Origin of the sequence: Candidatus Accumulibacter cognatus (genome assembly GCF_000584975.1) — a bacterium.
Taxonomy (GTDB): Bacteria; Pseudomonadota; Gammaproteobacteria; order Burkholderiales; family Rhodocyclaceae; genus Accumulibacter; species Accumulibacter cognatus.
Genome location: NZ_JDST02000039.1, coordinates 24,996 through 32,138, shown reverse-complemented (window position 1 = coordinate 32,138; position 7,143 = coordinate 24,996). Strand labels below are relative to the sequence as shown.

General features: G+C 63.2%; 9 protein-coding genes. 5 read left to right on the top strand and 4 right to left on the bottom strand.

The genetic code is table 11. The features are described 5' to 3' along the window. Both AW06_RS08050 and AW06_RS20175 read right to left on the bottom strand, forming a co-directional pair. Window positions 1–972 (bottom strand): IS66 family transposase (locus tag AW06_RS08050; protein ID WP_273704511.1); only part of this gene is annotated, 972 nt, incomplete at its 3' end. After that, entirely contained in the window at window positions 950–1,225 is a 276-nt protein-coding gene (locus tag AW06_RS20175) for a hypothetical protein (RefSeq protein WP_273704510.1), read from the bottom strand. The genes AW06_RS08050 and AW06_RS20175, both read right to left, overlap by 23 nt. Window positions 1,226–1,231: 6 nt before the next feature. On the opposite strand from AW06_RS20175, the gene AW06_RS08045 reads away from it, so the two are divergent. The 4 genes from AW06_RS08045 (at window position 1,232) to AW06_RS20170 (ending at window position 4,666) form a co-directional block, all read left to right on the top strand. Then, window positions 1,232–1,774, top strand: coding sequence for a hypothetical protein (locus AW06_RS08045; RefSeq protein ID WP_273704509.1), 543 nt, complete (start codon window positions 1,232–1,234; stop codon window positions 1,772–1,774). A 196-nt stretch (window positions 1,775–1,970) separates the two neighbouring features. After that, entirely contained in the window at window positions 1,971–2,396 is a 426-nt protein-coding gene (locus AW06_RS08040; protein ID WP_273704508.1) for a hypothetical protein, read from the top strand. A 167-nt stretch (window positions 2,397–2,563) separates the two neighbouring features. Then, window positions 2,564–3,139, top strand: a complete 576-nt coding sequence (locus tag AW06_RS08035) for a DUF4337 domain-containing protein (RefSeq protein ID WP_034948399.1) — start codon at window positions 2,564–2,566, stop codon at window positions 3,137–3,139. Between the two features lie 33 nt (window positions 3,140–3,172). Then, window positions 3,173–4,666: a metallophosphoesterase gene (locus AW06_RS20170; protein WP_273704507.1), complete on the top strand. Its 1,494-nt coding sequence runs from the start codon at window positions 3,173–3,175 to the stop codon at window positions 4,664–4,666. A 184-nt stretch (window positions 4,667–4,850) separates the two neighbouring features. Here the strand turns inward: AW06_RS20170 and AW06_RS08025 are convergent, their stop codons facing one another. Beyond that, entirely contained in the window at window positions 4,851–6,008 is a 1,158-nt protein-coding gene (locus AW06_RS08025; RefSeq protein ID WP_034948397.1) for a GNAT family N-acetyltransferase, read from the bottom strand. 175 nt (window positions 6,009–6,183) lie between these two features. On the opposite strand from AW06_RS08025, the gene AW06_RS08020 reads away from it, so the two are divergent. Next, window positions 6,184–6,594 (top strand): YkgJ family cysteine cluster protein, encoded by a 411-nt coding sequence (locus AW06_RS08020; RefSeq protein WP_138677603.1) that lies wholly within the window; start codon window positions 6,184–6,186, stop codon window positions 6,592–6,594. On the opposite strand, the gene AW06_RS08015 is transcribed toward AW06_RS08020, so the two are convergent. Then, window positions 6,561–7,130, bottom strand: a complete 570-nt coding sequence (locus AW06_RS08015; RefSeq protein WP_273704506.1) for a D-Ala-D-Ala carboxypeptidase family metallohydrolase — start codon at window positions 7,128–7,130, stop codon at window positions 6,561–6,563. The two genes, AW06_RS08020 and AW06_RS08015, sit on opposite strands and share 34 nt — an antisense overlap. Between the last annotated feature and the right edge of the window lie 13 nt (window positions 7,131–7,143).

Sequence of the window (7,143 nt, the reverse complement as noted above, 5' to 3'; positions counted from 1 at the left end):
GCTCAGGAGGAGATCGATCATCCGGCCGGCCCAGGCTTGCCCCAGATCCTCGAAGAGATAGGTCAGTTCGCGCAAGTGATGGGCATTGCACAGGCCGTGCTTGCAGAGGAGGTCACGATAAGGCTTCCAGCCATCGTGAATGAGCGTGCCCAGGAAGCCGGCCAGAATTCCCAAGTCATCAAACGCCTGCCTGCCGCGTTTCGCATGACACGCGACCCAGGTCAGCAGCGTGGTGGCCATCACGTGCATCCAGTGCAGCGAGCCGGCAACGCGCAGACCGGTCTCATCGGCGTGCGCCACCTCGGCGACTTGAAGGGCCTCGCCGATGGCGCCCACCGTCGGCGACAGCCGGACAACAGCCTCCTTCGCAGCGGCGAGGACTGTCGCTTCGGCCATCGGCAGTTCGAAGAAATCGCCCATCAACTGCGCCGTGCGTTGCACCGGCATCATGGGGTGATGCGTCAGATGAACTACAGCCGCCCAAGCCGCCGGCCCGTACTGCACCGGCGAAGAAACGCCTTCGGGAAATTCACCACGGCACACTTGGCCGCAGGCGCAGGTCGCCGCCCAGACCTGATGCTCCGTGACCTCGAAGCGCAACGGCGGCAGATCGAACACTTGCCGGGTCTCGACCACCGCCGCTTCCCCCAACGGGCATTGGCACGCGGGGCAGGGGGCGGGTGGCCGATGCACCAGGACTCGATCCGGGTGGTCGACCTGCTTGAGCGTTTGTCCGGGATGACCGGGCTGTCCGCCATTCGGGTGCGGGCCCGACTGGCGTAGCGAATGGGGTTTGGCTGGCAGCTTGGCCAAGCCATCCGAAGACGGGGGCTTGCTCGAATGGTGGCTATCTTGACTCCGCTCGCCTTCCAGTTCCCGAACCTTTGCCTGGAGTCTTTCTACTTCAGCCTTCAACTGATGCACCAGCCCATGCAGCGCGCGGATCAGATCATCCTTCTCGGCAACACTCACTCGTTCCTCCAGAACGACAATGCTCAACCGCCCGAAAAACATAAAGAGCCAACGTTTTTTCCTTCCGCTGAACGCCCGGTTGTTGCGCCACATCTTCTTCCTTCCGCTGCGCTTGCCGTCGCGCCCAGTCGTGCAACGCTTCGTTGCCCAACTGCCGCCATTCCTCCGTCACCCGCCGCTCCGCCTCCGCCGCCTTCTCGACACCGAAACGAGCCGCGAGAACCCCCAGCCAGCGTTGCAGTTCCTTGATCATTCGGAGGTGGCCAAACTTTGGGAGTACGCCGTCCTGGTCACGGATGCGAACTACTCGATAGAAGCCGTGGGACAGTTGTACCGGGATCGGGTCGATGGCGAGAATAGCTTCGATGAACTGAAGAATCAGTGGGGTTGGGGTGGCTACACCACGCAGGATCTGGAGCGCTGCAACCTCTCGGCGCGGGCGGTGGCACTGATCGACAACAGGTGGCGTGGGTATGTTCGCCTGGCGCACCCGAAGAGACGTCTGGAAGCAATCACCAGTCGCCCAATGCTACTCGCCGGGGTGGGTCGCCTGACCGAGCACGCCGGCCAGTCCCGCTTGCTGCGCACGCTTTCCCCTGCCGCGGGTGATCGAATCCAAGCGATGATCGTCAATGTTCGCAAGGGTCTGGACCATGTTCTGGCCAGTGCGCCTCAGTTGCCCAAAGCCAACCGATGGCCGGCTCTTGTCCGCCACATCGTCAACAAAATCATCAACGCCAGACCAAAAACTTCGTGCCCTACTCCTCTGGCTCTCCCAAGGCTGGCACTTGCCCCAGGTTAACAGAGCGTCAGTTCGGGATAACGAGGCCGAAAATTGGGCGTTAACGCATTGATGTGAAACGGATAAGAGCAAATTCTGTCTTGGTAGGTTGAGTGCATGACCTGCTCAACCCCGTACACGGAGGCCTCATCATGGACGATCTGACCGAGACTGACTGCCGGATACCGGCGAAGGCGAACTGACCACCACAGGCGAATTGGCCGCAGGGTGCCGCGAACGCTACCTGCCTCAAGTCACGCTGTTTGCGGAAGGCGTACCGACCGCCATCGGCATTTTGCAGGAGCCTGGCCACCCAGAACCCTGGATCATCGCCATGGATTGTCCGCCTACGCGAGCGCGCGTACTCGACTACGGGTTGCGCTGGGGCATTGAACCCCTGTTCTCCGACCTCAAATCACGCGGCTTCGAGTTGGCCGAAAGCCACCTGGAACAGGCGAAACGCCTGGATAAAATGCTTCTCATCATGGCCCTGGCCTTGCACTGGTGCGTCCGCGTCGGCTGGAAAGATCCACGGGAGCGCCCAACCCCCTTGGAAAAGAAAGTACAGGAGCAGACCTCGGATGATCACTGGAGCGTCCGGAAAATGCTCCGTAGCCGTCTCTCGTGGTTCCCCGCGGTTTGAGAAAGCTCTACCGACTCGTCGAAACTGGATCGCTGCTGCCTCCGTTTTGGGTGCCAACTTAAACTGATAGGTGCCAAGGCGAAAGAAGGTCAGGTTTCGTGAGCGTCAAGGCCTGGTGTACAATTCGCGGTCGCACAGCAACACCAACCGCAGCAAGGAGAAACTTAATGTCTGGTCAAGGATTTCATGTACACGGCCCGCACGATCACGAGGTCGAGCACGTCGCCCAGCATGGTGGTGATCACTTCACCTCGCGCGTCGCCGTTCTCACCGCCGTGCTGTCTACCATCGGGGCCATTTTCGGCTACCTCGGCGGGCACTCGCAGAATGCCGCCCTGCTCTACAAGAACGAGGCCGCGATCCAGAAAACCTCGGCGTCGAATCAGTGGAACTACTATCAGTCCAAGAGCAACAAACAGAACCTTGCCGAGCTGTCGATTACCCTGACGAGCGGTGAAGTGCGCGAGAAATACGTCCAGGAAGTCGAGCGCTACAAAAAAGAAAAGCAGGAGATCAAGGCCGAGGCCGACAAGCTCGAAGCGGTCGCCAAAGCGGCTGACCAGAAGAGTGAACTCGAAATGCATGTGCATGAGCGCTGGGCGCTGGCCACTACGCTGCTCCAGGTCGCGATCGCGATGGCCGCGATCACCCTGCTGACGCGCAAACGCTGGATGCTGTTCGGCGTTTATGGCGCCACTGCGCTTGGCCTGCTTGCCGGAGCCGCGGGTTATCTGCACCTCTGATCAAAGAACGCTGCCGATTTGCGAAGAGAGCCCATGATGCCCATCCTGCCTCAGACGTCATCAGAAACTCCCCCCCGTGCCGGCGTACTGCTGCTTGCGGCCGTCGGACTGCTGGCTGGCTGTGCCGGCCAGCCGGTCAGCCATGGCACGTCGATCAGTCGCTGGACGCAACTCGGTGCGCAGGACACGATCAGCCTGCGAGCCATCGTCGCGGCTGCCGACGCTTGCCCGACGGCGATCGTCGACGGCCGTCCCCGACCCTTGCTGCCACGCAGCAGGGCAACGCCACCGCATACCCCGGCGCGTGACAACCCCGCGTTCGAACCCGACTTTGCGGTGGTCTCGTGCGAACTCGATTTGCCCCGGTCGGCGCGCCAGGCAAGCATCGATGGACACGCCATGCCGATGCCCGGAACCGATCATCCCCGGCGCATCGTCGTGATTGGTGACACCGGCTGCCGGGTCAAGGTCCCAGCCGATTCACCGGGGGACCCGATCCAGGACTGCAGCAGCCCCACGGATTGGCCCTGGCAGCGAATTGCACTTGCCGCGGCCCGCACGCAACCCGATCTGGTGATTCACCTCGGCGACTATCATTACCGTGAATACTGCAAGCAACCTGCGCTCTGCTCGCGACTCCGGGAGAACGGCGTCGTCGTCGGCTACGACTGGGCCGGCTGGCATGCCGACTTCTTCGCCCCAGCCACCCCGCTGCTCGCGGCCGCAGCGTGGGTCACGGTGCGCGGCAACCATGAGGACTGTGACCGCGGCGGCGAAGGCTGGATGCGCTTCCTCTCGCCGCTCCCTTACCAGGCCTGCCCCAACCAGCGCTTGAAGACCGACAGCCACTCGGTACTGGCCAACAATCTGACCGCCGACGCCTACCGCATCGATCTCGGCGGCAAGCTGACGCTGGTCGTCGCCGACAACGCCGGCCACGAGGACTATCGCCCGGCCACGCCGCAGGAGGTCGGGATTTTTACGCGTACGCTGAGCGCGCTGACGACACTGTCGGCACTTCCGCAGGCGTCCCCGGTCTGGCTACTGCTGCACCGGCCGATCTGGTACGACGGGCTTGACGCGGCTGCACCGCCCAACGCGCTGCAGACCGCCCTCGCCGGCAAGCTGCCGGCGAACGTGCAGTTCGTCTTCGCAGGCCATCAGCACGCTTTCCAGACGATCAATTTTGCTCCCACAGCCGACCCGGTCCACTACCCGGCGGGCCGACCGGCGCAGGTGGTGATCGGCGCCAGCGGCACCCAGCTCGAAGCGCTCGATCCCGAGTCGCCCGTCTACGAAGGAAAGGTCGGCCCCGGCGGCATGGAAAGGGCACAGCCCGACGGCAGACTCTACGATGGCGTCGCCGCCAGCAGCGGCATCTTTCTCAACCGCTACAGTTTCCTGCTGCTCGAACTTGACGATAGCGGCTGGGTGGGGACGCTGCTCGACGCCGACGGAAAAACGATCAGCCGCTGCCGTCTCAATGGCGAACGCAAGGAAATCGCCTGCAGCTTTCCCGGTGCCTGAGTCCTTGCTTCACGGGACAAGGGGGCTCCTCCGGTCGTGTCAGAGGTTGTGAATAAATCTACTGCGCGACCGATCTGCTGCGTTGCTCAGTCGCTCACTCCTCGCCTATCCCTTGATATGTCTCGTCGTTCGCTCCATCGCGCCTTGCATCTCGGCCTGCTCGCGACGATTTCTTCACAACCTCTCAGTCCGGCGCCGTGTCGCACCGGAACGGCAGGTGGGTGGCCGCGTCATCACGGTACTCGGCAAGCGCTTCATTTTGCCGTGCCAGGTGACGACTGAGCAACTCCCGCATCTGCGGATCGCTGATCCAGTGCGCCGAATGCACGATGGTCGGCGTAAAGCCCCGTGCGAGCTTGTGTTCGCCACCGGCTCCGGGTTCGAAGCGACGAAGTCCCTCGCGCAGGCAATAAGCAATTCCCTGGTAGAAACAGAGTTCGAAATGCAGGCTGTGGTAGTGGCCGGAGCCCCCCCAGTAACGGCCGTAGAGCGCTTCGTCACTGCGAAAACACAGCGCGATGGCAACCGGCATGCCGGCATCACGGGCAATGAAGGCAACCATCCGCTTCCCCAGAACCGCGGCCAGATCGGCGAAGCAGGCCGCCGAAAAAGCAGCGTGATTGTTGAATTTCTCGAAGGTGCTGGCGTAGAGGGCGTGCAGCAGTGGCCATTCGGCGGCCTTGATCTGATCGCCATGGCGAGTCTCGATCGACAGGCCACTCTCCGCCACGCGTCGCCGTTCCGCCCTGACCTTGCGGCGCTTGGCGGCACTGAATGTCGACAGATAGCCGTCGAAATCCCCGCAACCGGGGTCGACCCAGTGAAACTGGACATCGTCGCTGATCAATAGCCCTTCGTCCTGCAGCAGGTTTGTTTCGTCGTCGCCGGGCAGTGCGACGTGCCACGAGGAAGCCCCGGCGCGCTTGCTCAGCCTGCGCGCGCCATCGACCAGCGCCTGCCGGATGGCCGGGGCGTCCAGCCCATCGGCGACCAGCAAGCGCGGGCCGGCAACCGGCGTGTGCGGCACGCAGCTCATCAGTTTCGGGTAATACTCGCGGCCGAGTTGCCGGTAAGCCGCCGCCCACGACCAGTCGTAGATGAAGTCGCCATGCGAATGGGTCTTGACGTACAGCGGCAGCAGACCGACGATCGTATCGTTGGCGTCGCTCGCCACGAGATGGCAAGGGGTCCATCCCCAGGCACGGGCCGCCGCCCCGTGCCGCTCGATGATCGCCAGAAAATCGGCGTTCAGGAAGGGATGTCCGGGCGGGCAAAGGCGGGCCCATGCCGTGCGCGGAATCGCGTCGGCAGAAGCTGCACGGCTGATCGAGATGGAAGACAAGCAGCGGGTTCCGTGGTCGTTAACGCATCGTCATGATTGTACTCCGGACCTCGTGACGGCAAGCGAAATCAGCCCGCCCGCCGTACAGGAATTCTGCGCCGATGGCTGGCAGCACTTCACCCGGAGCGCATCATCCGCTATGGTTCGCAGGTATGGAAAACTCTCGACGACGAGCATGAGCGACTCTTGCCAGAGTTGCGGCGCCTGCTGCGCCGCCTTTCGCGTCTCGTTCTACTGGGCCGAGGCCGACGACGCGCCGGGCGGACATGTGCCGGTCACGCTGACCGAGGAACTGACGCCGCATCTGCGCTGCATGCGCGGCACCCATTCCCGGGCGCCGCGCTGTGTCGCGCTCGACGGCGAGGTCGGCGGCGCCGTCGCCTGCCGCATCTACCCGCAGCGGCCGTCGCCCTGCCGCGAAGTCATCCCCGGCGACGAACGCTGCCGGCGTGCGCAGGAGCTCAGAGGCCTGACCGGGCCGAATGGAGAGACCATACATGAAATCAGCGCGCGGATGGAGCTCCTCCGGCCCGGCACCCCGGACGAGTTGACTCAGGTGACGCTCCCGCGCAAGCCCTGGACGTAAACCATCGCTCCACTCTGCAGATCGCGGAGGTAGGTCAGCAACTGCTTGCGGTTGCTTCCCTGTCCCGGCGCCTTCAGCGAGATATGCACCCAGCCCGAGTTCGGTCCTGCGCCCGGGTCGAAGCATTCGCAGATGATCTGGTCATAGTCCGGCAGGAATTCCGCTGCCCATTGTGCAAGCGCCAGCGTGCTCATACCGGGAATCTCGATGTCGCAGGCGCAGCCCTCGGTATGCTGACTGGTACTGAGCCAGCCGGGCGGTTTGTTCTTCAGCACACATTCGAGGGCCTGGCTGCGGAAGACACTGTTCGGCGACAGCCGGCCGAACTCGTTGCGGATCGGCTGCAACACCCGGCGCGCCAGATTCACCGCTGCGCGCAGTTCGCGATCGCCGGGAAAACGGTTGTCGACGCGCAAACGGCTGGCGATCTCCGAGGCGGTCAATTCATAGACGCGGAAGTTCGGCGCGATGAGGTCCATCGGGTCGAGGTCGGCGAGGCTGATCTGATCCAGTGCGTCCAGCGTGCGGTCGGTCATGTCCTTATCCCGG